We start from the raw sequence: 25868 nt of genomic DNA on the forward strand, positions 1-25868 counted from the left end.
AAAGACAATATTAATAATATCTAGCCTCGCGGTAGTAATATGGGGTGCCAATAGTGACGAACATTGTTGAGAAAATAGCAGAAATCCTGAAGCGTGGTGACGGTAGGTATCTGATCATGGGGATGGTTCAGGCTCACGGGTTAGGTCTGCGCTCCCTTGCTGACTCGGTAGACGTCCCGGTCGAGGCACTGGCCACGATCGAGATCGATGGGTTCGGGAAGGTCCCTCACAAATCGCTCGTCCGCAAGCTCGCGGAGTGGATCGAAGAGAGGAACCTGGACCCGGAGGATCTAGTCAAGGCCGGTCGGGCCCGCTTCGAGCTAGAGTATTTCGAGTCGGAAGCTCTTGAGAAGATAGAAGACGACGAACTCCGAGCGGAAATCGAGCGTAAATCCCCAACTGGGCTGGATCTGAGCACCCTCCTTCGGGTCGCGGAAGCCCTTTCGTAAGTAACCCCCTCAGACCGTATGCCCCTCTTCACACTCTCCGCCACTCTACGGTTCCTCATCGGGGGATTAAGGTACTCATCAGCACGTACGTTAGTAACGCCCCGCCCGTGACACCAACCGCCACTTGATAACCCGTGTGGGCGTTCAACTTCAGCCTCGCCCAACAGATGACCGCCGTCACGATCGACCAAGGTATCCCCGCCCACCATTCTCCCAACCATGCGATAGCGCCCATGACGGTGCCCATCGAAGCCGCGTGAATGCTGATTTTCCAGAACTTGGTCACTCCGGCCACTGTCAGCGCAGCTATCGCGTAAGTTAACATCAGACGAACCATGGGGCTCGTGACTCCTGCCTTGCACATCACTAGGGCGCCGATGGCGTGGTAGACAGCACTAGCCGTCAGGAGTGGTAGCCGGTCCCTCCTCCTAGAGACGAACACGTCGGTGCCCTTCACCCGTATGTAAACCGCCGCCGTGAGTATCACCAACACTACTCCGAAGAACAGTCCCAGCGCCGTACCCGCCACGTCCCCGTACCTCTTGCCTACGAGGATGACGGCGGCCGCCTCAGCGGTCGACGGGTTCACGACCAGAGAGACCATCCTGGCGACCCGCTCGATCGCGCCAGCACCCCCGTCACTCCCTGCTGACCAGGACCGCTCCAACCACTATCAGTACGCATCCGATCACCGTCTCGACACTAGGCCGCTCCCTCAGGACCAGCATGGAAAACAATGTTGCGAACAGCGGATACGTGCTCGACAACGGTACGATTCTGGAGGCCTGCCCGGAGCTGAGGGCCATATAATAAAGGTACAGTCCCAACCCTCCGGCCAATATCCCGCCGACGATCATGTAGCCGACGTACTTCATGCCATCCATCTGCGACCTACCGACGGCCGGACACACTACCGCGAGGAACGCTACCGCCGCCAGGCTCCGGATCAGGGTGGCTGTCATGGGGTCCATTCCACGTAGTCCAACCTTCTCGATCACCGGCGCTAGGCCCCACAGTAACGCCGCCAACAGTGCGTACGTCTCTGCCTTCATCCCACGAACTCCACCCTTTTCACCCGTAGTACCTTCAGCCGCTCGGTCGGGACACCTTCTTCTGGCTCCTCGTAACCCGCCAGCACCTCGACCTCTTCATGCGGCTCCAGCTCTCGACGATCCTCGAGCACGAGGTCGCCTTCCCGGATCAGCATTGCGAGCTTTCGCTTCACATCCGCGCTCCCTGTCCTGATCTCCAGCTCCTCACGCTCCACCTCCAGCCTGACTCGGTTGAACTGCAATCATCCACCCTCCAGCTCCCGCTCAAGCCTTTCGACGGCCGTTTCGACGTCCTCCTCTCGAACACCGATGGCAGCGTTGATTGTGATGTAGTTCGAATGGTACCCTCGGAGCCGGCTGGTTCCGAACGGATCGTCCGCGCGAACACCCCTCGGTCCCGTGACCCTTCTCACGTACAGCCTGGCTGCGAGGTCCACGGGATCGTGCCCTTCTACGGCGACCGCCGAGGCTATCGGATTATCCACGTCGAGCACGCGGACGTCGTCTCGACGAGCCTCAAGATCCTCCAACAGCTCATCCAAAAGCGCTTTGCACTCCTTCTGCCTCCGCATCAGGCGCCGGTATCCCTTCATCCCCAAGGAGAGCATCGAGATTAACGCGTGGACCACCGGTGCCGCGCTGGCGCGGCCCGGATAAGCCCTGGAAACCTTCTGGAGTGTCTCCTCGTCCGGCGCGTACACGATCCCCCCACCCACAGGTGTCAGGAGGTTCTTGTCCGTCGAGCTCACGACCACGTCCACGCGCCCCCGCTTGATCGCTCGGTTCAATAGATCCCGGTACTGCTCGTGCTGGATCCCGTAAGCGGAATTCACGACGTGAGGGACCCCGTACTCCTCGCAGAGTTCTGCGATCTCGGGTAGCGGATCGCTGCTTCGCGGTGGGAAGAACGTCAGCGTGCTCAGTACGGCAGCCGGGGACTCCGAGCGCTCCAATGCTTTCTCCACGTCCCCTGGATTCACCACGATCCTGTCGCCCTCGATCTCCGTGTCCACCACCCTCATCCCGAAGCCAGCCAGTCGCACGGCTTTAATGGGGCTCTTGTGAGCAGCGTACGGGTAAATCACCTCTTCACCTTCGCCCAACGCCGACAGACACAGAGCTATCGACAACCCCGTAGCACCGGGTACCACGAATGCGCCTTCAATACGGAACCCGAGCTTTCGGAGGAAGTCTGTGACCAGTCTGTTCGTCAGCGCGTACATAACGGAAGCGCCAGGAGCCTTCGGCTGTGGATCCACGAGCGTCCCACTCCTACCCACACCGTGGCAGAACCCGAACACGGACTCCTCAGCGAGCTTTGAGGCTACCCGGGCTTCCCTCTCCCCGATGCGTGCCGCCTTAGGGTCTTTATCGGTATCCATCCTCGACAGCTCCCACAGGAACGCCGCGATTACGTCGTCCGGCCAGCCCTCCTCCGGCATCCTACGCTCACTGAGGAGTTGTTCTACGGGCTCCCTGTAAGAGTCGAGCACGATACGCCCACGCTCCAGCATATGGTCTGGGATGAGCCCTCGCATGTCCTCCGGGTCTAGCAAGGTCGACACCCCGGTCGCCGAGCTACGTGGAAGGTCGAGACACGTCTCCTGTGAGATGCTTCTGGCGCTCTAGGAACTTGAAGAACTGAACGTTAAAGTCGTGAGCGCCGGGATCGACCTCGGCGAGGAAGACCGACCCGTTCTACGCGCTCGATTCCTGGACCCGCCGAGTTCGAGGTCGACCGGAGAACTGCCGTCCGGTTGCCCATGGAGGAAATCCCTGTGGACTCGAAGCCGTGTCATTGTCGAGTGGTCGTCTGAAACGTGATCCTGGGTATGGGAAAGTCGGTCATAAAGGAAAACTCTGATGCCGTGCACCGAGGAAGTACGCGAGATTCAAGTTGCGGTGAGCGATGGAAGCGCATGGAAGTTCCGCGAGCGTTTGAAGTTAGTCTCCTGCGACCGTACCGAGGACGTGACCCGTTAGAGGATAGTCTACCGACTTGCGTCCGGATGAACACACTGAAGGCGGACGTCGAGGAGGTGGTGGAAAAACCTCGAAACGGCGGGAGTCGAACTCACCGAGACTCCACTACCGTACGACTTCCGTGTCATAAGCAGTCCCGTGCCACTTGGTTCCTCGCTGAAACACGTGGTCGGCTGCCTTTACCTTCAGGACCTGACGATCGTCCCCTCGGAGCTCTTCGATCCAACCTTCGAGCTCCGTGATAAGCCTGTGCGCGGTCTACGGAGCTCAGTTAGCGCGGCTGCTCGGCGGTGAGGGCGCTGTACTGGCCGTCGATGCCGACTCTCGGCGTGTCCGTGTCCTGGTTCACGGTGTGAACAGGCCGAGTTGCGTCACCGTAGCACTACGGCGTGTCTGAGAATCAGCACCCCTTTCCTCCCGATGGATTCCTAAGTGCTCGGGTGGGGGCGCCGTAGCCCACCACGCCCTACGTACCTAAGAAACCCGGAAAGGTTCGTTCGGACGCAGCCGCACCTCTTGAAGACTGTTGAAGATACTCGGTCGTCTGGTCTCAGTACGTTCTCCGTCGAGGAGAACGAGTTGGTGATCCACGAAGCTCTAGGGAACGACGACAGGCGCCGGCTAATACCCATTCCCTTGAACACCGTACCCGGATTGGAAGGGAGGGAACTCCGAGATGACGATTGAGATAAACCCGCAGGATCGATCCGGCCAGCCTGGAATCCGACGGTTTTTCGTCGAGGTCATCGAGCATCGCAACTGACGTTAAGTGTGTACAACCGTCGCCCTCCGAGTGGGACTTAATCACGTCTACCTCCACTCTCTTCGGGTGGTCACGTGACGGGTGACAACGAAGCGACCGAAGTCGACAAGCGCGATATCGCCTTACTCCGTGCCTTAGAGGGCCTGAGTAGGGCCTTCGAGTGGGTTCCCGAGGACAAGCTGCTGGAACGGTTGCCGATGGATTACTCGGAGCTGGCAACCCGGCTGGAGAAGCTGGATTCCCTTGGGCTAATCGATTACCGGTACATACCGACGTACCAGACCTACGCCGCCAGGATGAAGGAGCGGGCCTACGACACCCTCGCTCTGTGGGACATGAAGAAACACCACGTCTACGAGCGGCTTGGAACGATCATAGGTGAGGGCAAAGAGGCGACAATCGTGAACGCGAAGGACCATGAGGACGAGTGGGTGGCTATCAAACTGCACAGATACCACGCTCCGGAGTTCAGGAGGATCAAGAAGACGCTCGCGTACGCCGCTGTGAAAGTTCGTGGGGAAGAACTCCGAGTGGACGACCACCGCATCGACGTACCGCGCGCCAAGGCCCAGGTTGAGATGAAGGTACTCCAGCACCTTCACTCCAAGGGGTTCCCCGTACCGGAACCCCGGGCCATCAACCGTCACGCGGTCGCCATGGACATGATCGAGGGGCACGCCCCTGGTATACCTGCCCCACTGCTCGCAAAGATCAAGGTTAAGAACCCTGAAGAGGCCCTCGAAGTCATCCTGGAAGACTACCGGGAGATCGTCTTGGATGGTCACTACGTTCACGGCGACTTCAGCGAGCATAACATTTTGGTCACACCTGATGGTGAACTGTACTACGTCGACTGGCCTCAGGCCGTGCCGATCGAGCACCCCTCAGCACCGAAGCTCTGCTACCGCGACCTCAAGAACGTAATCGAGCATTTCAGACGTAAGTACAGGATACGCGTTCCCGACCCGAAAGAGGTGTACGACGAGATAGCGGATGATCTCCAGTCGCTGATGGAGGAGAAGAAAGAGGAGTACGAACGGCACAAGAAAGCCGCCGAGAGAACACTCGAGAGGTTCGAGGAGAGCGTCGAGCGGGTGGAGAGTAAGCGTGAAGGTCGTAAGATCAGACAGGAGGAGGATGAAGAGGACAGGGTTCCCAGAGATAGTGATGGCGGAGGGTAAGACCCCCGAGCAGATCTCGGAAGCCCTGGAGGCGCTACTCAGGATCGATGGGATCGCGATAGCGTCTCGCGTCGATTCGGAGCTCCTCGACGACCTGAAGATACCAGAGGACGCGGACGTGGAGTACGACGAGATCGGTCGCGTCCTAGTGCTTAAGGATCCGAAGTACGAACCACCGTACCGGGGCGGACGAGTGGGGGCCGTCGCAGCGGGAACTTCCGACCTGCCCTACCTCTCCGAGTGCGTCACAGTGCTGGAAGCACTGGGAATCGATGTGCACACGGAGATCGACGTAGGAGTGGCCGGTCCTCACCGACTCCTGGCCGCGGTTCGGAGGTTGCGGGAGTTCAAACCGCACGCGGTCGTGGCGGCGGCCGGAATGGACGGGACGATGCCGGTCGCCCTCAACGCGATGTTAGACGTCCCCGTCATCGGCTTACCCACCCCGATCGGTTACGGGCTCGGGGGCTCCGGAAAAGCGGCGCTGCTCGGTATGCTACAGTCCTGCTCTCCCGGACTCGCCGTCGTGAACGTAGCCAACGGAGTCGGAGCGGCGGCTGCCGCGGTTAAAATCGTCAGGGTATGTCTGGAGGGGGAGAGACCATCGAAGAAACCCAGAAACTAACGACGCTGAGGGACGTCGAGGAATACGTCGGTATACGGGAGCAGATGATCGATCGAGGTGTCGGAGGGTCGTGCAGGAGGAAGGTGGAGGATTTCCTGGTTATGGAAAAGCCCTCGAGGAACACCTACATTCCCATAACCATCGTCGGTGAATGCCCCGAGTGCCGCGAATACCACCGAGGGATGGAGTGTCCCGAGTGCGGACAGGATCTACGCCGACCGCGGGTTCGACCTCAGTTCGGAGGTCGTGGTCCACACACGCTGTTCTATTTAGAGAAGTACGACTGGGACACCATGAAGGCAGTACGTAGGATCGCACGGGCTTTGAAGAAACACCATCGTCACTTCGGGATCGCCGGAATGAAGGACAAGCGGGCCGTAACCTCCCAGAGAGTAACCGTGCGGGGAGTACCTCCAGCGGTCTTGACCCGGCTCAGGATCCGCGACCTCAAGATAATACCTATGGGTCGTGCTCGGCGCAAGTTACGTCCCGGGGATCTCTGGGGGAACAGGTTCGTAATCACTGTGCGGGGCGCGAAGATACGTAGACTATCCGAAGCTCTGGAGACCGTTCGGGAGCTCGGAGGCGTACCTAACTACTACGGTCTCCAGCGGTTCGGCAGTCGACGTCCCGTCACCCACGTCGTCGGAAAGTACGTGGTACTCAATGACTGGGAGAAAGCCGTCAAGACATTTTTGACCCTCGAATACCCCCGCGAATCGCCTGAAGCCCTCGAGGCTCGACGGTGGTTGAAGGAACATTGGGGTGAGTTCAAGGAAGCATTACGGAGGTTCCCCAAGTTTCTCGATTACGAGCGTCATATCCTCGAGCATTTGGCCAGACATCCGCACGACTACATCAACGCTTTCCGACGCCTACCGATGTGGATACGTAGAATGTTCGTGCACGCTTACCAGTCGTACCTGTTCAACCGCATCCTCTCGGAGAGGATAGCCCAGGGTCTCCCGGTCCACCGGCCCGTCGAAGGGGACGTGACCCAGGACGGCCTTCCCACAATTCCCCTTCCCGGGTTCCGCACGGAGTTCAGCGACGGTCCACAGGGCGAAATAGAGCGTGAGGTGTTGGAGGAGGAAGGCGTGAGGTTGGAGGATTTCGAAATAAAGAGCATGCCGGAACTCTCGGCCGGCGGAGACCGAAAGCCGGCGTTGCTCCGAGTGTACGGACTGCATGCCGAGGCGATCGGTGACGATACCGTACGGTTCACGTTCTCGCTGCCTCGTGGTGGTTACGCGACCACCGTACTACGGGAGCTCCTAGGGCCGGAAGGAGTGTACGCCGACTAGTACTCGTAGAAGGCGGCGCTACCGCACTCCTCGCACAACCCCGCGAATCGGAGCTTTCCACGCTCCCGCTTGGCTCTCTTGTACTCCTCCTTCGTGCAGTTCGGACAGACCACAGCGGGGTCGTTGGGCGACACGATCGGTACGTGAGAGCTCTTCACCATCCGGTATCACCCCCTACGTCGCCGTACCGTCCCACAACGCCGCAGGTAAGGTAAAAAGAAAACCGCCGCAGCCTGCGGTGGGGCGGCGCGGCTTGAGCGTCCTCGAGAAGATCATCCGCGGGTCGGATTTGGATCGGGAAGAAGCCCGCGATCTGATGTGCCAAATCGTCGGCGGTGAGCTTTCCGACGTCGAAATAGCCGGCATCTTGGTGGCACTGCGCTGTAAGGGGTACACTCCGGAGGAACTCGCCGGTTTCGTCGACGGGATGATGGAGCATGCGATGAAGGTGGATCCGGACGTCGAGAGACTCGTGGATACTGCCGGCACCGGTGGGGACGAATTGGATACCTTCAACGCCAGTACGCTGGCGGGGCTCACCGCGGCTGCGGCCGGTGTACCCGTCGCGAAGCACGGGAACCGCAGCGTCACCAGCGAGTGCGGCAGTGCCGACATTCTGGAGGCCCTCGGTGTGAACATCGAGGCGGGCCCAGATACGGTCAAGCGTTGCATCGAAGAAGCCGGATTCGGGTTCATGTTCGCTCCGAAGTTTCATCCCGCTATGAAAAACGTCATGCCGATACGCCGTAGGCTGGGGATCAGGACGGTCTTCAACGTCCTTGGTCCGCTCACCAACCCCGCCCGGGAACGCATTACCGGGCAGGTTATCGGTGTGTACTCAGAAAACCTGCTGGACCTCGTGGCCGGTGCCCTTGCGGAACTCGGGGTTCGAAGGGGACTCGTGGTCTACGGTTTAGACGGCGTCGACGAGCTGAGCGTCACCTGCGAGAACGAGGTAGTGTACGTGGACGACGGGGAGGTAACGGATAGGGATACGGTAGCTCCCGAGGACGTCGGACTGGACCGAGTCGATCCTGTGGATGTCGTGGGTGCGGATCCTGAGACCTCGGCCGAAGAGGCCCGGAAGATCCTGGGTGGCGAGTTATCCGTCGACCACCCGAAGGTTCAGATGACGGCGTTCAACGCGGGTGCGGCTCTATACGTCGGGGAAGCAGTCGGTTCGTTGGAAGATGGAGTTCAGCGCGCACTGGACGTCCTAGAGGAGGGGAGGGCCCTAGAAGTCCTGGAGAAGGTAGTCGACCTCTCTTCCTGACACCCCATATCCCGGACGGTACGTTTCGGACTCTATAACGATTGGTACGAGCGGGGGGCGCTTATCCGCCGTAGTCCTCGATGTAGTCCTCCGGCTTCGGGGGCTCCGGCTTCATACCCTTCCTCTCACGAATCTCCCGAATGATCTGCTCCTCCAACTCCTCGGGCACGCGCTCGTAGCCGGCGTGCTCGGTGGTCCAGATCGCGCGACCTTCCGTGGCCGATCGGATGTCGTTCGCGAATCCGAACATCTCGGCTACGGGTGCCTTACCCTTGACGATGACAGTGTCTCCCTCCTGCTGTATCTCCTCGATGGTGCCTCTACGCCCCTGTATCTCTTTGGTTACGGATCCCATGTAGTCCTGCGGTACGGTCACGTAAATGTACTGCATAGGCTCTAGCAGGTGCGTGTCTGCCAGCAGCATACCGCCGTAGATCGCACGCTTAATAGCCGGGATCACCTGAGCCGGACCTCGATGTACGGGATCCTCGTGGATCTCGGCGTCTACGAGGCTAACCTTCACTCCTCGGCACGGCTCCTTCGCCAGCGGACCCTCCTCCATGGCCTCCTCGAAGCCTTCGATCAGTAGCTCCATCACCTCGTTCAGGTACTGCAGACCAACGGTCTTGTCCAGGAAGAAGTTCGTACCCTTGACGGCTTCGACGGCCTTCGCGTCGTCACGGTCCATGCCGTACTCCATCAGAGTCTCCTCGAGCTCTTTCTTGCTCATATCCTCCGGGTTGAACTTGCCCTCTTCGATAGCCTCCACGATCTCCTTCTCTACGGGCTCCACGGTCACGTAGAACTTGTTGTGCTTGTTCGGGGACTTGCCCTCGACCTCGTCGTCACAGACGCCGAACACGCCTTCCCGGTACACCACGATCGGCTCCGAGACTTTGATGTCCACACCGCGCTCCTTGATCCTGTGGGCGATAATCTCCAGGTGAAGCTCACCCATACCGGAGACCAGGTGCTGTCCGGTTTCCTCGTTGATCTCGACCTTGACTGTCGGATCCTCCTTCGCGATCTGGTGCAGGATCTCGATCAGCTTGGGTAGATCCTGCGTGTTCTTAGCCTCGACGGCCACGGTGACCACGGGCTCGGCGAAGTGCTGCAACTCCTCGAACGGCTCGATCGGGTCCTCCGGGTCGGTCATGGTCTCACCGGCCCACACGTCGCGCAGGCCGGTCACTGCCGCTATGTTACCCGCAGGTACCTCGTCCGTGCGGATACGATCCGGTCCCATGTAGATACCCACCTGCTGCACCCGGGTCTCCTTCTTGGAGCTCGCCAAGTACACCTTCTGACCCTCGCGAATCGTGCCGGAGTACACCCGGCCCGTCGCCACCTCGCCCGCGTGCTCGTCGATCCGGACGTCCGTCACAACCATTGCCAACTTTCCGTTCGGGTCGCACTTCCTCAGCATCTCACCGTCTTCGCTCTCCGGATCGCCCGGCCAGATCTGCTCGATACGGTATTTCTGCGCCGTAATCGGGTCCGGAAGGTGCTTTACTACCATATCCAGCACTACTTGGTACACGGGAGCCTCCTGAGCTAGCTCCTTCTGTTTGTCCTGCTGACAATACTCGATGATGTCCTTGAACGTGATTCCGGTCTTCTCCATGAACGGGAAGCTGATACCCCAACCATAGTACGCGCTTCCGAACGCCACGGAACCGTCCTCGACACTCACCTTCCACTCGTCCTTGAACTCCTCGGGCGCCATCTGCTCGATCATCTTGTTAACTTCGGATATGATCTCCAGGAACCGGTTCTGCATATCTTCAGGGCTCAACTTCAGCTCGTTGATCAACCTGTCCACCTTGTTAATATACAATACTGGCTTCACACGCTCTCGGAGAGCCTGCCGGAGCACGGTTTCCGTTTGTGGCATCACACCTTCGACCGCGCATACGACCACAATCGCGCCGTCCACAGCTCGCATGGCCCGGGTTACGTCACCTGAGAAGTCCACGTGACCTGGGGTATCGATGAGGTTGATCAGGTATTCCTCTCCCTCGTACTCGTGCACCATGCTGACGTTCGCGGCGTCGATCGTGATACCTCGCTCCTGCTCCATCTCGTCGAAGTCCAGCACGAGTTGATCTCCGGCCAGATCCTCCGAGATCATTCCGGCACCGGCTAACAACTGATCGGAGAGCGTGGTTTTTCCGTGGTCGATATGGGCGATGATGCCGATGTTGCGGATCCTCTCCGGCTCGGTCATTAGCTCACGGCACTTCTCGGCCATCTTCTCCTTACGTCCCAAAACCCACGACCCCCTTATCGGGCTGCCTCAGCGATGCGCTCGATCTCCTCTTTACGACGGATGGAGTAACACTCCGTATCGTATCTCGCGGCCGCGATGATTTCCTCAGCCAAGCACTCCTCTATCGGCTTCGGATTGCGGAACGCCCGCTGCTGAGCGCCCTCCGTAATTAGCCGGAGGGCGATGTCCAGCCGCCGCTGCGGCGAGGAGTCGACGGCTTCGTGGTAAGAAATACCCCCGTAAATGATCGTGGTGGTTTCCTCCCTCGGAGCGGCGTTCTCCAGGGCCTGCACCAGAACCTGGATCGGGTTCTCACCGGTCCGCTCGTGGATAATGTCGAACGCCTTCTTGACTATGTTGTATGCGAGGTGCTTCTTGCCGGTGTTCTTTTCAGTCCTCATCACACGGTTGATCAGCCTCTCTACAATCGGCACGTCAGCCTTCCCGAACCGCTTCTTGGCGTGACGACCGCCGGTGTGTGGTAGGTACATCGGTTTCAGACAGATGTAGTCCTTCAGACCTGGGTCCCGAACCTCGACCTCCGTGGGGTCCCACTTGCCGAACACTTTCATCTCGTAGAGTCTGTCCAGGTACGGGTTGCCTTCCAGCTCGGAATACACCACTCGGCGCTCTTTGGTTTCCGCTACTCCTTCTGTCACATCTTCCCTCTCCATCTCTTCGACTTCCTCGGCCAACTCGAACGTCCCCTTAACGCATCGGCTTCTCGATTTTACCTTTCAGTAGCTCGGACAGAGCTACGTCGTTCACCTTCACAACCTTGTATCGGACGCCCGGGATATCTCCCTTAGCTCGACCCTTGGGACCTCCGATACCCTCGATAACTACCTCATCGTGCTCGTCGATGTAGTCGATCGCACCGTCGCCGGGACAGAACGCGGTGACCTGCTTACCGTTCTTGATCAACTGGACGCGCACGCACTTACGGATCGCGGAGTTGGGCTGCTTCGCCTCGACCCCGACCTTCTCTAGCACGATTCCACGCGCCTGAGGTGCGCCCTCCAGCGGGTCCGCCTTCTCGTCGAGCTTCAACATCCTACGTTTGTACTTCTCGTCCTTCCACCTGAACTTCTTACGCTTCTCCCTGAGCTTACGGGCCGCGAACTCCCCAGCTGGACTCTTCTTGCCCGGCATGAGCGTGAACCCCCAGGATCACGTGACGACGATATCGTGGATTCCATGGTGTCTCCTCGCGAGGATCCGTGCCTTCTTTATGTTCCTTCCCCCTTTACCGATAACCCGGCCTCTCTCGGACTCCGGCACGTCCACTATCGCTACTTTCTTGTTCCCGCGCTCCGTCACCCGAACGCTCTTCACGCGCGCCGGAAACAGGGCGTTTCGGATGAACTTCTCCGGATCCTCGGAGTGCTCCACGACTTCTACATCCATCCCGAGCTGTTCCTGAACTCGACGTACGTTCTGACCCTTCTTACCGATCGCCAATCCTATCTGTCCTTCCTTTACCACGAAGATCGCTCTGTTGTGCTCGTCGTCGATCACGCAGTCCAACACGTGCGCCCCGGTTAGGCTCTCGAAGAGCGCAATCATACGGATCTGTTCGGTTTCCAGTTTAACCGCCAAGGTTTTTCACCCCTTTTAACTCGGTGCGGCTCCCTCTTCCATAGCCTTACGGACCGTAGCGATAAGGTCCGACTCACCGTCGTCCAGGACAGCCATTGAAGCTACCACGTGTGGCCTACCGCATACGTCACCCAGATCTATGCTCGTGCCCGGGTACACGAACACCGGTACGTCGGCTAGCTCCGCATAATACTCGATGTCTTCACGGATTTCGGCCGGACAGTTCGCCGCTACGATCACTAGCTTGGGCTTTCCTAGCTTCAGCAGCTTGATGGTCTGGTTGGATCCTAACACGACGTCTCCAGTCTCGACAGCCATTCGGATCTGACGCTCAATCTCCTGCAGCTCCACCAAGTTACAACACCCCGGAATGAGAACTAGCTCTTACTCTCGATGGTGTACAACGAGTCATTCCTCCCCGCTCACGTTTCACCCCGCGCGGCACGGTTTCCCCATAAAAGCCTTACTCCTTGACCTGGTCTACTCAAGAGCTCATTTCGAGAAACAGGAAACGCTCCTCAAACATCTGTATACGAAGATACGCGGGCTAACAGCTATGAAGCACTACCGAACTCCTCGTGTCGAAGTACCTGGACTGATCCTTCGAAACGCCCCTGTCCCTACGCGTGCTCACTGTCACGACGGTTCAGCGGCGGAGCTGTGGCCACGTTCACTTACCGGGGCGAAAACACCGCGAACATGTACTGTGAAACCGGGACGGTGGCGGACTTCGGACGGGCTCGGGTACCGGGGTCCTCCACGAGCACTTACCGGCGTCCAATGCAGATAGCGGGTGTGATGAGTTCCGTGAGGTTATGGTGAGGAAAGGGGGTTATGTTCAACTCTCTTCTTCCTCTCCTTCCCTGAACTTGGAATAATCCACTGTGAGTTCCACCGTACCGGTACCCACAGGTACCGGTTTACCCACGATGATGTTCTCGAGCACTCCGCGTAGCTCCTCGACGTCGCCCGACGTCGCCGTCTCGGTGAGGACCCTCGATACGTACTCGAAGGCGGCTTTCGTGATCGGGCTACCCTTCAGCTCCATCACCGAGTAACCGCCGACGGACCGTACGCTACGCAGCTCGCCCCAGAATGACATCATGTCGCTGATGAGCATGAAGTGGCGTAGGTCTACGGAGATCCCCTGGCTTTCATACACCTCTTCGAGCTGTTCTATGATCGCGTTCCTCCCGGCTTCCACCCCGAGAATCACGTCCACGATCTTCGGGTCGTTGGTGTTCACCCGCGTAGCGTCTACTTCGTCTAGCTGCATCAGCTGCAGCATCAGGTAGGCGCGCTTCGCCACCTTGCTATTCCTAGCGCGCTGGGAGATCCACCTAGGAGGCCGTTCCGGGGCTCCCTCCGGACTACCTCTGACCAGTATGTAGTACTCATCCTCGTCCTCGTCGTACTGAACTGAGGCATGGAGTACTCCTTCGATCCCCTTAACTACGGCCTCGCGTAGGTCGTTCGCGATCTCGGCCAACTCCGATGTCGACTCCACATCCGCGAGCGTCACCTTGAGGACATCTCCATCGAGGTGACACGCCCCGCCTGTGTGCTCACGGACAAAGGCGACGAGTTGGTCCTCGTCGATCCCGTGTTCTTCAATCCGCTCCTCATCCAGACCGATCTCGATGGCGCACTCGTCCGGGTTCACCTCTATGTACTCCGTAAGCTCCTCGAACCGCGTCTCCTCGATCTTCCGTGCCACTCCTTCGGCTTTCTCCCGATCGCTACGGTACGGTTCCTTGAGCCTTAGCTCGATGACCCACGTCGGGGGACCGTGATAGGGAAGAGAAAGGACACGCTCCAACGCCGGCATACCGGTGGTGATATCGATCTCCGCCACACCGGCCAAGTGGAACGTACGCATGGTCATCTGCGTTGCCGGCTCACACATCGACTGAGCCGCCAGGACGCCCACTGCGTCTCCTCGTTCGATCTGCCGGCACTTGTAGTTGCGTACGAGTGCCCGGAGGATCTTCCGCACGGTTTCTTCGTCCGCATCCTTGAGCCCTTCGTCCTCCGACACCTTCTCGACTATCTCTCGGTGTACCGAGTCCGGGAGCTCCACGTCCTCCTCCTTACAGACCTCTTCGAGCAGCTCTTCCACGTTCATCCTCGCCTCACCCTACTCTTCTTCCTCTTCTTCCAGTACCACTTCCTTCACTACCTCCAGCGCCTTCCCGACGTCTAGATTCAAGCCCCACTTCTTGGCGGGATCGATGCCGTCTTCACCGTACGTCAGCTGGATGACGTTGTTGGCGCTGTCGCGCACGCGCCCTTCTGAGTCCACGATCAGGTCCAGAGCGGTAGTCACATAGCGTCGGTGTAGATAGCCCGAGTCCGCCGTTCTGAAGCCCTTGTCTATGAGTCCCTCCCGACCGCTCATCGCGTGTAGGAAATATTCGACCATGTCAAGACCTTCGAAGAAGCCGGAACGGACGAATCCTCCCTCCTTCACACCCGGGATGAGGCTCTTCTCGAAGTGCGGTGTAACGCGATCCGTGTACGAGTAGTTCACGATCTTCTCCATGATGTGCTCCGTGTTGTGCTTCGCCCGATGTGGACGCTCACCCATCACGGCCTGCTGACCGCCGATCAGGGCCATCCTCGCGATGTTAGTGATACTTCCACGCGCACCTGACTCCGGCATGATGTACGCCGGGTTGAACAGGTCACGGTGCTTCTCCAGTAGTCTCTCGGTTTCCACTCGCGGCTGGTTTAGGATGGCCATGACTTCACTCTCGACATTTCTCTCTAACATCTCGCCGCGCTCGATCCGGCTCCGGTTGCAGGTCTCGTACTCCTCGAGCTCCCGGAGTCTCCGCTCGCCCCGCTCGATGATCTCCTTCGCCTCCTTAGCAGCTTCGTCGCACAGCCGCTCCACCTTGTCCCGGAACCTCTCGTAGATATCCTCGAACTCGTCTATACCTAGCGTGAACCCGTATCTCGTCACGAACCGGAGACCGAGTCGACCGATCTTATCCATTATCCTCAGTGTGATCTCAGCGGCCTCGAACCACGGGTACGACTCACCCTTCGCTATCTTCCTAGTCGCGTAACGGTGGACGATCTCGGTCATGATACCGTGGACGGTCTTCTCGTCCAGGAACCCACGCACGATGCGCCCCTTCTCAATCACTACTTTACCGTGCTCCTCGTCGTCCGGACAGACAGCATTCTCCAGCTCCACTCCGTCCATCCAGTCCGGCAGGAAAACACTCAGCAGCTGTCGTCCGGTTACGAGCGGCTCACCTTTCCTGGGCTGCCCGCAAACGAACTCTAGCTCGTGTATCTCCTCCTCAAACCCGCGCCGGTACTTCGCCTCTGGCTTTAGCTTCACCTCCGTGGGCTTGAACCAGTCACCCTCCTTCTTCACCTCTTCCAGGAGCTGGTAGGCCTCCCTTAGCGGTATCCACGCCCTCGACAGCAGGTGGATACCGACGATCGCCTCGTGGATGGGACTGTTACGGACGTCCTCGTGCCCGTTCTTAGGTGGCCATAGGTGGTACACGTAGCAACCCATCAACTCTCTGACCTCGGCTCGGGCCTCCTCGGACTGTGGCACGTGCAGGTTCATCTCGTCGCCGTCGAAATCCGCGTTGAACCCCACCCCCATATAACACGCCGCTGGAAGTCTGAACGTCCTGCCGGGCATCACCTTCACGCGGAAGCCGAGCTCCGACTGGATGTGCAGCGTCGGTTGTCGGTTGAACATCACTGGATCTCCGTCCATTAGGTGGCGCTCGACGACGTCTCCAGGCTCTAACTCTTCCGCGAGCTTCTCCTTGTTTTCATCAGTAACTCTGATCCGGCTCCCATCCCGCTTGACCACATAGTTGGCTCCCGGGTGCTTGTTCGGACCGTTGAGTACCAACTTCCGGAGTCTGTCGATGTTCCACTCGGTGACCCGCTCCGGGACTGTGAGCTCCTTGGCGATGGCTTCGGGAACACCCAGTGTAAACGGATCGAGCTCAGGATCTGGTGTGATGACGGATCTAGCCGAGAAGTTGACACGTTTACCTGCCAGATTCTGCCTGAACCGACCTTCCTTACCCTTCAATCGCTGCACAATACCCTTCAGCGGCTTGCCGCCGGTCCGGTGCCTGGCGACTGGTACTCCTCCGATCTCGTTATCGATGTACGTGGTAACGTGATACTGTAGCAGATCCCATTGGTCCTCGATAATCGGCTCGGGGGCACCCGCCTCGAGTGACTCCTTCAGCCTAAGGTTTACCCGGACGATATCCACGAGCTTATGCGTCAGGTCGTCCTCGGCACGTTCGCCAGTTTCCAGGATGATCGAAGGCCTCATGGTCACAGGCGGTACCGGCAGGACAGTCAGGACTGCCCACTCCGGTCTAGCCCGTTCCGGATGGAAACCGAGGATTTCGACGTCCCCATCCGGGATCTTCTCTAGCCACGCTCGTATGTCTACGGGCCACAGCCGTTCGTCGTCCATCATGATCGTCGTGGGTTTCTGATACGTGATCTTCCTGGACTCGGCGCCGCAGTGCGGGCACGATTCACGCTTTTCGGCCCGGTCTACCACCTCCGCCGCAACCGACTTGACGGGCCTGATCCCCTCCCTGACCTCCCGGAGGTAACTTTCGATCTCGTCCTCCGGTAGCTTAACCCTCCCACACTCCGGGCATGTGGCCCGCAGTACGTCCTTAATCCTCTCCGCGTACCTGGGGTGCAGGACCGGGCGGGCGAGTTCTATATGACCGAAATGACCTGGGCAGCGACCGGCCGGCTGACCGCACGTCCGACACCTGAGGCCGGGATCGATGACGCCCATCCTGGTGTCCATCACGCCTCCCTCGATCGGGTACCCGTCCTCGTCGTACGTCTCCGGGCTCGTTACCTCGACCTTGGACATCTTACGGATTTTGTCGGGCGGTAGAATTCCGAACAGGATGCGCTTCACGTACTTGGGTGGATCTTGAACTCGAGGTCCTTCCACATGGGTCATTCCTCCTCACCCTCCTCCCGTTCGGACAGCGAGCCGACCTCCAGCACGGCGTCCATGCAGAACGACTTCAGCTCGTCGAGTAGTATTTTGAACGCGTACGACATCTCGACGCGGTCGGCCCGCACCTCGCCGCATATTGGACAGATCGTCTTGCCCGTCGCGGCGTGCACGTAGCACAGCTCGCCGCAGTTTGGGCAGATATACGCCTCGTACTTGTCGGACTCGTCGAGCAGTCTCTCTTTCAGGAACAATGAGGTGCCCCAAGCCACGAGGTCATCGCGCTCCATCTCTCCGAATCTGAGACCACCCTCTCGGGCCCTTCCTTCCGTCGGCTGCCTAGTGAGTACCTGCACCGGACCGCGCGATCTCGCGTGGTACTTGTCCTTCACCATGTGATACAGCTTCCGGTACAGACACACCCCGATGAAGACCTCTGCCTCGAGCTTCTGTCCAGTACGACCGTCGTACATTACCTCCTTGCCGGTGGGCTCGAACCCCAACTCTCGGAGCATCTTCTTGATTTCCTCGTAAGCCTCCTTCGGGTTCGAGGTGAACGCGGAACCGTCGATCCTCTTCCCGCTCAGTGCAGCCGCCTTACCCGCGAGCGTCTCCAGGATATGTGCCATGGTCTCACGTGACGGTAGCGCGTGCGGGTTGAGTATCAGGTCCGGCGTGATTCCGTCCTCGGTGAACGGCATGTCCTCCTCCGGGACGATCATCCCGATGACTCCTTTCTGACCGTGCCGTGAGGAGAACTTGTCACCTAGTTCCGGTACCCGTTCGTCCCTGATCCTCACCTTTACCAGCTTGTGCCCGTCGCTGGTCTCGGTGATAATCACAGAGTCTACGATACCGGAGTCGGTGTGCCGGATGGCCGTGGAGGACTCACGCCGTTCCTCGGCTGGTAATTCCTCCGGTCGGAACTCCTCGAGGAAGCGCGGCGGGCTCGTCTTTCCGATGATCACGTCGCGACCCTCGACGCGCTCCCCTACCTCAGCTAATCCATCCTCTCCCAAGTGCTTGTACGCGTCCTCGGACCGGTATCCTCGCACTTCCTTCTCCGGGATGCAGAACTTGTCTTTCATCCCACCCGGATACGTCCGTGCTTCGTCCTCGAACGTCTTGAAGAAGAACGACCTCGCTAGACCGCGCTCGATCGCGGATTTGTTCATGATGATGGCGTCCTCCATGTTGTAACCCTCGTACGTAAGCACGGCGACAATCATGTTCTGACCGGCCGGCCGCTCGTCGTAGTCGAAAGCTTCCGTGCCCCTGGTCTTCACGAGCGGTCGGTGCGGGTAGTACAGCAGGTGACCTCGGGACTCCATCCGGAGTGGGTGGTTCGCGGCGTAGAAGCCCAGCGCCTGCCGTGTCATATTCGTACCCATCGTGTTACGCGGCGCCGAGTTAGACTCCGGCCATGGGATACAGCTGCAGCACGTCCCGAATATCGCGGCCGGATCCAATTCCACGTGCGTGTACTTCTTCCGCTCCTCCTTAGGCATCGAGTAGAACTCCTCCAGAGACTGAGCGATGAGCGCGTTCTCCTCCTCTTCGGCGTCCAAGAACTCGATGACGCCTTCCTCCTCTAGGTCCTTCCACGAGATTTCTCCTTCTCGGAGCTTCTCCAGGTGCTCCTCAGTGAGCTTGACCTCGCCGTCTTCCACCACCAGTAGCGGACGGACCACGCGTCCACGGTCACAGTTTACGTGCACCTCGTTCAGGTCCTCGTGGTAGGCGATGTTAACCCTCGGATGCAATACACCTTCCCGTCGCAACTCCCGGACTTTCTCCACGAACTCCTCCGGGTCCTCCACGTATCCGATCAGTCGTCCATTTAGGTACACCTGGGTCATCTCTTCCTCGCGTTCGGGGCCCTTGAGAACGTGCTCAACGGCCTTATCCACACGGGTCTCCACGTCGTCCCGCACGCCACCCTCCTCGTTCGACACGGGTTCGGGATCCCCCTTACTCGGTTTCGAGCCCGATTTCCTCCAAGATCTCGATCACCTCATCCTCATCCGCGTCTTCATGGACGACCTCGGCGTACAGGGCCAGGTTTTTGATCGCACCACAATTGGCTCCCTCTGGGGTCTCGTTCGGGCACAACCGACCCATGTGTGTCGGGTGCAGGTAACGGGCCTCCTTCGGGATCGACCACTTACCCACACCTAGCTCCGTAGCGGCTCTGATCCTCCGCAGGTGCGACATGGTGGACATCCAGGTATGTCGTTCGAGAATCTGTGAGACTCCGGTTCTTGGCCGGTAGTGGCCCGTCCTCCAGGTGCCGGTCGACATACAGCTGCGGATGTGGTCCGTGACCTTGTCCGGACGCACGATGTACCGGATGGTGGGCTCGCGACCCCGGGAGTACGCGCGTTCGAACTGGTACCTCATCTCGCGGGCCAGCTGCTGGAACGCGTATTCGTAAGCCTCGTACAGGAGGTCTCCCGCCAGCTTGATCCGTTTGTTCGCGTAGTGGTCGCGGTCGCGTACGCTCTTCACCTTGACCTTCCGGTACTTCAGCTCTAGCACCTCACGTACCATCTTGAGTACTTCGTCGGCTTTCTTCCGGAAGACCTCCTTCAGCTTCTCATCGTCGTCCAGGTCGTCGACCTCGGCGATGTGCGGTAGGAAGTATTTAGCCAGTACCTCCTTACCCCGCTGGATCCTCTCCTTACGACTCTCGTCCGGTCTCGACAACCTGCCGATGTACTCCAGTGCGTCCTCTTGACTGCCGATCTCCTCCTTCACGAGTACTCTCATCTGCTCCGCCATGATCGTGGCGAACTCGGGACCGACGCCCTCCATGATCTCCTCTTCGGTCAGCCCCAGCGCCCGCAGCAGGATCACCACTGGGAATTTCCGGTACACGGCCGGCATGTCAACGACCAAGTGACCTTTCCGGTCGATGACGTCTACGGGACCTCGGTACCGCTCACCCCGAGAGTATACCCGGGAGCGAACCTCATCCAGCACACCACGCTCCCTGATCTTCTCGTTCACCAACCGGTTCGGTGCGATATCTTCCAGGGACACCAACACGCGTTCCGACCCGTTGATGATGAAGTAACCGCCAGGGTCCTTCGGATCCTCGCCGACCTCGATCAGCTCCTCCTCCGACAGGTCGTAGGTGTTACATACCTTCGACCGGACCATTACAGGTAGCTCGCCGACGTAGACGCTGTCCCGCTCGACCTCCTCCCCGTCCTCGTACATCACGATCTCCGTGTACAGTGGCGCTGAGTAGAGCATGTTTCTCAGGCGAGCTTCCATGGGGTAGATCTTCCGGCGCGCGCCGTCTGGCTCTATCGAGGAGGGTTCTCCCACCTCAATCCTCTCGAACTCGATCCGATAGCTGGCTCCCTCCACCTCCGGTTCGATCGGTTCCATCTGCTCAATCAGCTGTTGTAGACCCTCGTCTATCAGCCAGTGATAAGACATGAAGTGATGGGCGATGAGAGGGTGTGTCTTTACATCACCAAGGAGTTCCTCGTTCCTACGTAAATAGCCTTCCAATAACGCCAGATAATCCTCCTCACTCAGAGACTTGACGGGCTCGGCCATCGGACTCCCCCTATTCGGGTGGGTTGATCACGACCCGGTACACCACGGTCTTACCGGCGGTCGGACTGTCCCGGACGATTTTGATCAGACTCCCAGGCTTGATCCGCTTGCCGAGTTTCTCGCTTAGCGCCACGACCACTGGGTCGTTCGTGTGGATCCTCGGCAAGTCGTCTTTCTCCACTCCGAGCTCCTCCAGTATCTTCTCGATCTCCTCCTCGTCGTCGATGACCTCGTGCTTCGGCACGAGCACGTGATTCAACACCACGTCCGGATCCAACCGCTCCGCCATGCTTCTTCCCCCACCCAAAGGGGCACGTTTCCACGCACAGACCGCAGTCCACACACGATGCCTCCGAGAACCCCAGGAAGATCTCCCGCACGGCGGCCACCGGCGGTATTATACAGTCCACCACGGGGCAGATCTCCCAGCAAGTTCCGCAGAGCTCGCAGTCCTCCCCCACGACCGCGCGTCCCTCTTCCAACCGCAGAGCCCCTTCCGGGCAGTGCTCTAAGCACAGACCGCACCCCGTACACCTGGACTCTCTGATCCACGGATATGGCATGAGGTGCTCCGCGACGCGCTGAACGAAGGCGATAGGACACAGCATCGAGGCCACATCGGAAGGCAACCGAGACACCTCGACGTCCTCACACAGCCTACAGGTCGCGCAGAAGGCCTCAACAGGCCCTTTCCGAATCTCCAGTGAACCAGCTGGACACATCGCGGCGCACTCACCGCAGGCTACGCATGCCCGGAACTTCAGGCCCGGCCGGAACTCACGGAAATCCCGATACAAAGTCAGATTACCCGGAGTACCGTTCTACTCGGGATTCACCGGCCCGGTTCTCTATCCTCCAAAGCTCGTCCGCGGCGTCCTCGAGCTCTTCGTCGTGGGTGACGACGATGGCCTGGCGTACGCGCCCCTCACCTAGCTCCAACTCTCTTAAGGCTTGCGCTAATCGCTCCCGGTGTTCCGCGTCCAAGTGCACCGTCGGTTCGTCTAACATTATGAATGGAGCGAAGCTCGATCCCACCATGGCGAGCGCCAGGCGCAGCGCCAGCCCGATTATAATTTTTTCCCCACCACTCATTCGGTCGGCCTCTATGAAATGACCACCTGGCACGGAGACACGTATCACGGCCCCGTCATCCTCGATCCTCAACGATCCATACCGGTCCGAGAGATCCTGCAAGATCTTCGAAGCCTCCCGCTCTACGGCGGGTAGCACCCTCTCTCTGGCGACGTCACGGGAATGTCTGAACACCTCCTTGCAGAGACTGAGCACCTCCACGACTCGCTCCAACCTCTCCTTGCGCTCCTTCGCCTCTCGGTACCTCCGCACCTGTTTCTCCAACTCTTTCTTACGTTTTTCCATCTCATTCAACCTTCCTCTGACCTCACTGAGTTCATCCCTGGCTCTTTCGTACTCCTTTTCCACCCTCTCGATCTCCTCTTCCAATCTATCCCGGGACCCGTATCGCCTCCGTAGCTCCTCCAGATCACGCTTCACTTTCTTCAACTTTTCCTCGGCGTCTTCGATCTCCTGTTCGATCCTCTCTAACCTCTTTCCGGCTTCTTTGGCCTTCTTCACCTTCTCTTCCAGATTACGGTAACGTTCGAGCTCCCTCTCCGCCTCTCGACGTCTCCGCTCCACGTCATCCTTCTTCTCTTCGAGGCTCCGTAACTCCCCTTCGACGTCTTCCAAATCGCTCGGCGTTCTTCCGATTACCTCTCTGAAACGGTCCAGTATACGTTCCAATTTACCTTCCAGTTGGAGAACCTTCTCGCGCCGACGCTCTCGGTCCTCCAGAAGACTTTCAGCTCTCACGGCCAGATCGCGCAACTCGGGTAGCAACTCGGGTAGTCGATCTCTTTTCACACCCAGATCGTGCGACAAGTTTGATAGTTCGCCTTTGATTTCCTCTGTCTTCTCCAACTCCCTTACTAGCTCCTCACGACGCTCCTCCCAACGACCCAGTTCCTCCTTTGTGCTCTCCAACTCCTTCTTCACCGATTCGAGCTTTTCCTCCAGTTTCCTCCGTTCCTTACGTAGATTTCCCTCACGTTCCCGAAGACGTTCGAGCTCCCTCTCCGCATCGTGCAGCAACTTCTCGGCCCGCTCTCGTGGCAGTTTCCTGAGGCAGACTGGACACTCGCCCTCGGCTTCCCTGAGACTCTCGATACGCTCCTGTAGTTCCTCTCTTTTCACCTCGATTTCCTTCAGCTCCTCTCGAATCTCGTCGAGACGCTCTTGGATTTTCTCATACTCGCTCCGCAGCGCTTCCTCCTGATCTTTCAACTCTTCCAACTCGTCGTGTATCTTCTCCAACTCCTCCCTGAGATCCTCCTCACTCTTAATGTCGCGTAACCGTTCCGAGACCTCCACGATCTCCTTTTTGAACTCCACCAGACTCTCCGGGTCGATCCCGGTCTCCTCCCTTAACTCCTTGAGCTCCCGTTCCACACTTTCCAGTTCCTTCTCGGCGGATTCCAACTTGTTCTTGACACTGCGGTAATCATCACTGAGGTTCCTCAGCTCCTCGATGCGTCTCCGTAGTTCCGCCTCCTCTTCCTCGAGCTCACGTATTTTGGACGGGATGTCACCCAGTCTCCGAAGCTCCCTTTCGGCTTCCCTCCCCTCTTCGACCTCCTTCCGTAGATCGTCACGTCTCTCCTCCAGGCTCCTGATCTTGTCTTCCAGTCGCCGTCGTTCGTGCTCCAGCTTTTCGAAATCATCCTTCGCCTCTCGCAGTTCGTCCAACCGCTCCTTCAGCTCCTCGACCTCGGGCTTCAACTCCTTCTCCTTCCGTTCCAGCTCTTCGAGCTCCCGCTTCACTTTCTCGAGCTCGTCCTCCGACCCTTTTAATTCCTGGACCCGCTCTCTGAAGTACTCGAGACTCCTCTCTGCCTCCCGGAGTAAGTCGTGTGCCCGATCACGGGCCTTCTTGAACTCCGCTAACCCGAGCGTCCTGTCGACGATCTTCTTCCTTTCCTCTCTCGTCGCTTCCACGAGCTTCGCGATCTCTCCCTGACCGATGTGCACTGCCTCCCGAAATACGTCCCGGTTCACTCCGCCCAACGCGTTCATGACCTCACGGTCGACGTCCTCAACACGCCCCGAGGCGATGACTTTCCACCCGTCGCCCTCATCCCTGTACAGTCTTGGGTTCCTCTGCCCACCGCCACGGTAGAACTCTCGTCGCACCCTGTACCGATACCCGTCCACTCCCCAGAACACGACCTCCACCACAGCCCTGCGCTCTCCTTCCCTTATTAGATGGTCGTAACTCCGGAACGTACGCGGGAAAAGCGCTAGAGTGATGGCCTCCAGTACAGTAGTCTTACCTGCGCCGTTCGGACCTACGAGTACGTTGATTCCTTCACGGAACTCGATCTCGGTGCTACTGTGGGACCTGAGGTTTTCTATCCTCACACGCTCGATCATTACGATCATCACCCGATCCAGCGGTCCAGTGAGGGCCGGCCGGAGGACCCGAGCTTAGATCCCGTAGTGCGACTCATCCCTTCGGACGACGTCCCACGTCCCCCGACGTTCACCTCCTCACTACCCACCTCGGAGCGCTCCTCTTCCCCTGATCCTTTCGGTTCCTCCGAGGACCCCTCCGAACCCTCCGACCCCGGTTCTCTCGCGACGATACTTTCGACGTCCTCCAGATCGGGAGGGTTGTCCTCCCGGACGCCCCTCAGTATCTCCAGCGCCACCTCGACCACGACGTCGTCCGGCACGTCCACGCGGTTCAGGGTCGCGGCCTTGGCCTTCTTAACACCCTCTCGGATTATGCCCTCGAGGTTAATCGGTCCTCGGGTCTCGTCTCCTCCCTCGACCTCGCGCCTCCGCTCATGTAGCTCCACCACGCATCGATCGGCCCCAGCTTCGATAGCGACCTTCTCGACATCTTCCGGGGATGCGTTCGTATCCTTGGCTATCACCTTAACGATCTGCCCACGCTTGATCTTCCTACGTAGTTCCTCTTCCCAGTGTTCTCCCCTGACTTCCACTACGGATAGTCCTCGACTCCACTCTACCTCAACGAACTCGTGTTCGGCGAGTCCGTCTCGGTCGAACTCCACGAGGAAGAAACCGCGACGCCCGTGCGTGCCCCTCTCGTCCCTGATCTCCCGGAACGTCAGCGGCTCGGGGCTCCCGGGGTAAGGGGCCGGATTCCCGTGGATCTTCTCCTCACGACTCGGGACGTGGACGTGGCCCATCGCGTAGTAATCGTGTCCCTCAGGGAAGTACGCGGGTTCCACGACCTCGGACTCGTCTGGGATAGTCCCAGGGAGGGCTTGGTGGAAGATCGCCACGTTGACGTCCGCCTCAGGGTCAGGTCTGTACTTGGATCTGATGACCTTAGCCTTCTCAACGAACGAGTTCTTCGGCAGGTACTGGAGCCCGTGGAACGTCACACGTACACCGTCGAAGGTGGCCGTATACCGATGTCTCTCAGGACGTCGCTCCGAGTAGTAGAGGTGCCGGACCAGTCCCATCCGCTCCAGCACGGAGATCGGAGAAACGGCACCTTTCCTCCGGCGGATCTCGTGGTTACCCGCTGTCGCGATGGTTTCGATACCGTCTTCCTTCAGCTTCGAGAGCTCCTCCACGGCCAAATACAGTGCCTCAGTCTTGGGCCGTGCGTGCTCGAAGAGATCACCCGCGATCACGAGTACATCCACGGAACACTCGCGGACCTCCTCCATCAGCCGCTCGAACGTCTCCATCACGGCCTCTTCTCGGGAACGTAAGTTCATTAGGGCGTGACCGAGGTGGACGTCTGCCACGTGGGCCATCCTCAAGG

Annotated in this window: 22 protein-coding genes and 1 pseudogene; 5 read left to right on the forward strand and 18 right to left on the reverse strand. The window is 58.9% G+C overall.

Annotated elements, in window-relative coordinates:
- Positions 1-53: 53 nt before the first annotated feature.
- Positions 54-449, forward strand: coding sequence for a hypothetical protein (locus tag BW921_RS05040; RefSeq protein ID WP_148688828.1), 396 nt, complete (start codon positions 54-56; stop codon positions 447-449).
- 55 nt (positions 450-504) lie between these two features.
- Here BW921_RS05040 and BW921_RS05045 read toward each other — a convergent pair whose 3' ends face one another.
- From BW921_RS05045 to spcS, 4 genes are read right to left on the reverse strand one after another with little or no spacing between them, the layout of a single operon-like run.
- Complete coding sequence (locus tag BW921_RS05045) at positions 505-1053, reverse strand: hypothetical protein (RefSeq protein ID WP_148688829.1); 549 nt, start codon at positions 1051-1053, stop codon at positions 505-507.
- 34 nt (positions 1054-1087) lie between these two features.
- On the reverse strand, positions 1088-1501 hold the full coding sequence (locus tag BW921_RS05050) for an EamA family transporter (protein WP_148688830.1): 414 nt from the start codon (positions 1499-1501) through the stop codon (positions 1088-1090).
- Positions 1498-1743, reverse strand: a complete 246-nt coding sequence (locus tag BW921_RS05055; RefSeq protein WP_148688831.1) for a hypothetical protein — start codon at positions 1741-1743, stop codon at positions 1498-1500. Before BW921_RS05055 ends, BW921_RS05050 begins: the two co-directional genes overlap by 4 nt.
- On the reverse strand, positions 1744-3039 hold the full coding sequence (gene spcS / locus BW921_RS05060; RefSeq protein WP_148689317.1) for an O-phosphoseryl-tRNA(Sec) selenium transferase: 1296 nt from the start codon (positions 3037-3039) through the stop codon (positions 1744-1746). It abuts the gene before it with no gap.
- Positions 3040-4321: 1282 nt separating this feature from the next.
- Between spcS and BW921_RS05065 the strand changes: the two genes are divergently transcribed.
- The 3 genes from BW921_RS05065 to truD are packed head-to-tail and all read left to right on the forward strand — an operon-like array spanning position 4322 to position 7357.
- Entirely contained in the window at positions 4322-5428 is a 1107-nt protein-coding gene (locus BW921_RS05065; protein WP_148688832.1) for a serine/threonine-protein kinase RIO2, read from the forward strand.
- Positions 5355-6053 carry a nickel pincer cofactor biosynthesis protein LarB gene (gene larB, locus BW921_RS05070; protein ID WP_148688833.1) on the forward strand — a complete coding sequence of 233 codons (699 nt, stop codon included), beginning with the start codon at positions 5355-5357 and terminating at the stop codon, positions 6051-6053. The genes BW921_RS05065 and larB overlap by 74 nt, the downstream gene beginning before the upstream one ends.
- Positions 6011-7357, forward strand: coding sequence for a tRNA pseudouridine(13) synthase TruD (gene truD / locus BW921_RS05075; RefSeq protein ID WP_148688834.1), 1347 nt, complete (start codon positions 6011-6013; stop codon positions 7355-7357). Before larB ends, truD begins: the two co-directional genes overlap by 43 nt.
- Here the strand turns inward: truD and BW921_RS07790 are convergent.
- Complete coding sequence (locus tag BW921_RS07790; RefSeq protein ID WP_011019047.1) at positions 7354-7518, reverse strand: hypothetical protein; 165 nt, start codon at positions 7516-7518, stop codon at positions 7354-7356. The genes truD and BW921_RS07790 overlap by 4 nt on opposite strands.
- Positions 7519-7610: 92 nt before the next feature.
- Between BW921_RS07790 and trpD the strand changes: the two genes are divergently transcribed.
- Positions 7611-8630 carry an anthranilate phosphoribosyltransferase gene (gene trpD / locus BW921_RS05080; RefSeq protein ID WP_168168769.1) on the forward strand — a complete coding sequence of 340 codons (1020 nt, stop codon included), beginning with the start codon at positions 7611-7613 and terminating at the stop codon, positions 8628-8630.
- A gap of 61 nt (positions 8631-8691) precedes the next feature.
- Here the strand turns inward: trpD and BW921_RS05085 are convergent, their stop codons facing one another.
- The 13 genes and pseudogenes from BW921_RS05085 to BW921_RS05140 all read right to left on the reverse strand — a co-directional run bounded on the left by BW921_RS05085 (position 8692) and on the right by BW921_RS05140 (position 25860).
- Positions 8692-10899, reverse strand: a complete 2208-nt coding sequence (locus BW921_RS05085; protein ID WP_148688836.1) for an elongation factor EF-2 — start codon at positions 10897-10899, stop codon at positions 8692-8694.
- Positions 10900-10913: 14 nt separating this feature from the next.
- Complete coding sequence (locus tag BW921_RS05090; protein WP_088336495.1) at positions 10914-11471, reverse strand: 30S ribosomal protein S7; 558 nt, start codon at positions 11469-11471, stop codon at positions 10914-10916.
- A gap of 136 nt (positions 11472-11607) precedes the next feature.
- The gene (locus BW921_RS05095) at positions 11608-12051 is read right to left on the reverse strand and encodes a 30S ribosomal protein S12 (RefSeq protein ID WP_088335824.1); all 444 of its coding nucleotides are present in this window, start codon (positions 12049-12051) and stop codon (positions 11608-11610) included.
- Between the two features lie 18 nt (positions 12052-12069).
- Entirely contained in the window at positions 12070-12498 is a 429-nt protein-coding gene (locus BW921_RS05100; protein WP_088335825.1) for a NusA-like transcription termination signal-binding factor, read from the reverse strand.
- 15 nt (positions 12499-12513) lie between these two features.
- Complete coding sequence (locus BW921_RS05105) at positions 12514-12843, reverse strand: 50S ribosomal protein L30e (RefSeq protein ID WP_148689318.1); 330 nt, start codon at positions 12841-12843, stop codon at positions 12514-12516.
- 493 nt (positions 12844-13336) lie between these two features.
- Positions 13337-14623 (reverse strand): hypothetical protein, encoded by a 1287-nt coding sequence (locus BW921_RS05110; RefSeq protein WP_148688837.1) that lies wholly within the window; start codon positions 14621-14623, stop codon positions 13337-13339.
- 12 nt (positions 14624-14635) lie between these two features.
- Positions 14636-17482 (reverse strand): DNA-directed RNA polymerase subunit A', encoded by a 2847-nt coding sequence (locus BW921_RS05115; protein WP_148688838.1) that lies wholly within the window; start codon positions 17480-17482, stop codon positions 14636-14638.
- Complete coding sequence (rpoB, locus tag BW921_RS05120) at positions 17479-19338, reverse strand: DNA-directed RNA polymerase subunit B (RefSeq protein WP_148689319.1); 1860 nt, start codon at positions 19336-19338, stop codon at positions 17479-17481. The genes BW921_RS05115 and rpoB overlap by 4 nt, the downstream gene beginning before the upstream one ends.
- A 112-nt stretch (positions 19339-19450) precedes the next feature.
- Complete coding sequence (locus BW921_RS05125; RefSeq protein ID WP_148688839.1) at positions 19451-21049, reverse strand: DNA-directed RNA polymerase subunit B''; 1599 nt, start codon at positions 21047-21049, stop codon at positions 19451-19453.
- A 10-nt stretch (positions 21050-21059) separates the two neighbouring features.
- Complete coding sequence (locus tag BW921_RS07950; RefSeq protein ID WP_088335829.1) at positions 21060-21338, reverse strand: DNA-directed RNA polymerase subunit H; 279 nt, start codon at positions 21336-21338, stop codon at positions 21060-21062.
- Positions 21339-21351: 13 nt separating this feature from the next.
- Positions 21352-21771: pseudogene (locus tag BW921_RS08060) on the reverse strand (4Fe-4S binding protein); the annotation flags it as partial.
- A gap of 82 nt (positions 21772-21853) precedes the next feature.
- Positions 21854-24496, reverse strand: a complete 2643-nt coding sequence (locus BW921_RS05135; protein WP_168168770.1) for an AAA family ATPase — start codon at positions 24494-24496, stop codon at positions 21854-21856.
- An 8-nt stretch (positions 24497-24504) separates the two neighbouring features.
- On the reverse strand, positions 24505-25860 hold the full coding sequence (locus BW921_RS05140) for a DNA repair exonuclease (protein WP_236953807.1): 1356 nt from the start codon (positions 25858-25860) through the stop codon (positions 24505-24507).
- Positions 25861-25868 lie beyond the last annotated feature (8 nt).

Origin of the sequence: Methanopyrus sp. SNP6 (genome assembly GCF_002201895.1) — an archaeon.
Lineage (GTDB): Archaea > JAADCQ01 > Methanopyri > Methanopyrales > Methanopyraceae > Methanopyrus.

Coding starts and splice junctions, on each gene's coding strand:
- BW921_RS05045 (WP_148688829.1), bottom strand. CDS start 1,053: ATGGTCTCTCTGGTCGTGAACCCGTCGACCGCTGAGGCGGCCGCCGTC.
- BW921_RS05050 (WP_148688830.1), bottom strand. CDS start 1,501: ATGAAGGCAGAGACGTACGCACTGTTGGCGGCGTTACTGTGGGGCCTA.
- spcS (WP_148689317.1), bottom strand. CDS start 3,039: ATGCGAGGGCTCATCCCAGACCATATGCTGGAGCGTGGGCGTATCGTG.
- truD (WP_148688834.1), top strand. CDS start 6,011: ATGTCTGGAGGGGGAGAGACCATCGAAGAAACCCAGAAACTAACGACG.
- BW921_RS07790 (WP_011019047.1), bottom strand. CDS start 7,518: ATGGTGAAGAGCTCTCACGTACCGATCGTGTCGCCCAACGACCCCGCT.
- BW921_RS05090 (WP_088336495.1), bottom strand. CDS start 11,471: ATGAAAGTGTTCGGCAAGTGGGACCCCACGGAGGTCGAGGTTCGGGAC.
- BW921_RS05095 (WP_088335824.1), bottom strand. CDS start 12,051: ATGCCGGGCAAGAAGAGTCCAGCTGGGGAGTTCGCGGCCCGTAAGCTC.
- BW921_RS05110 (WP_148688837.1), bottom strand. CDS start 14,623: ATGAACGTGGAAGAGCTGCTCGAAGAGGTCTGTAAGGAGGAGGACGTG.
- BW921_RS05115 (WP_148688838.1), bottom strand. CDS start 17,482: ATGACCCATGTGGAAGGACCTCGAGTTCAAGATCCACCCAAGTACGTG.
- rpoB (WP_148689319.1), bottom strand. CDS start 19,338: ATGACCCAGGTGTACCTAAATGGACGACTGATCGGATACGTGGAGGAC.
- BW921_RS05125 (WP_148688839.1), bottom strand. CDS start 21,049: ATGGCCGAGCCCGTCAAGTCTCTGAGTGAGGAGGATTATCTGGCGTTA.
- BW921_RS07950 (WP_088335829.1), bottom strand. CDS start 21,338: ATGGCGGAGCGGTTGGATCCGGACGTGGTGTTGAATCACGTGCTCGTG.
- BW921_RS05135 (WP_168168770.1), bottom strand. CDS start 24,496: ATGATCGAGCGTGTGAGGATAGAAAACCTCAGGTCCCACAGTAGCACC.
- BW921_RS05140 (WP_236953807.1), bottom strand. CDS start 25,860: ATGGCCCACGTGGCAGACGTCCACCTCGGTCACGCCCTAATGAACTTA.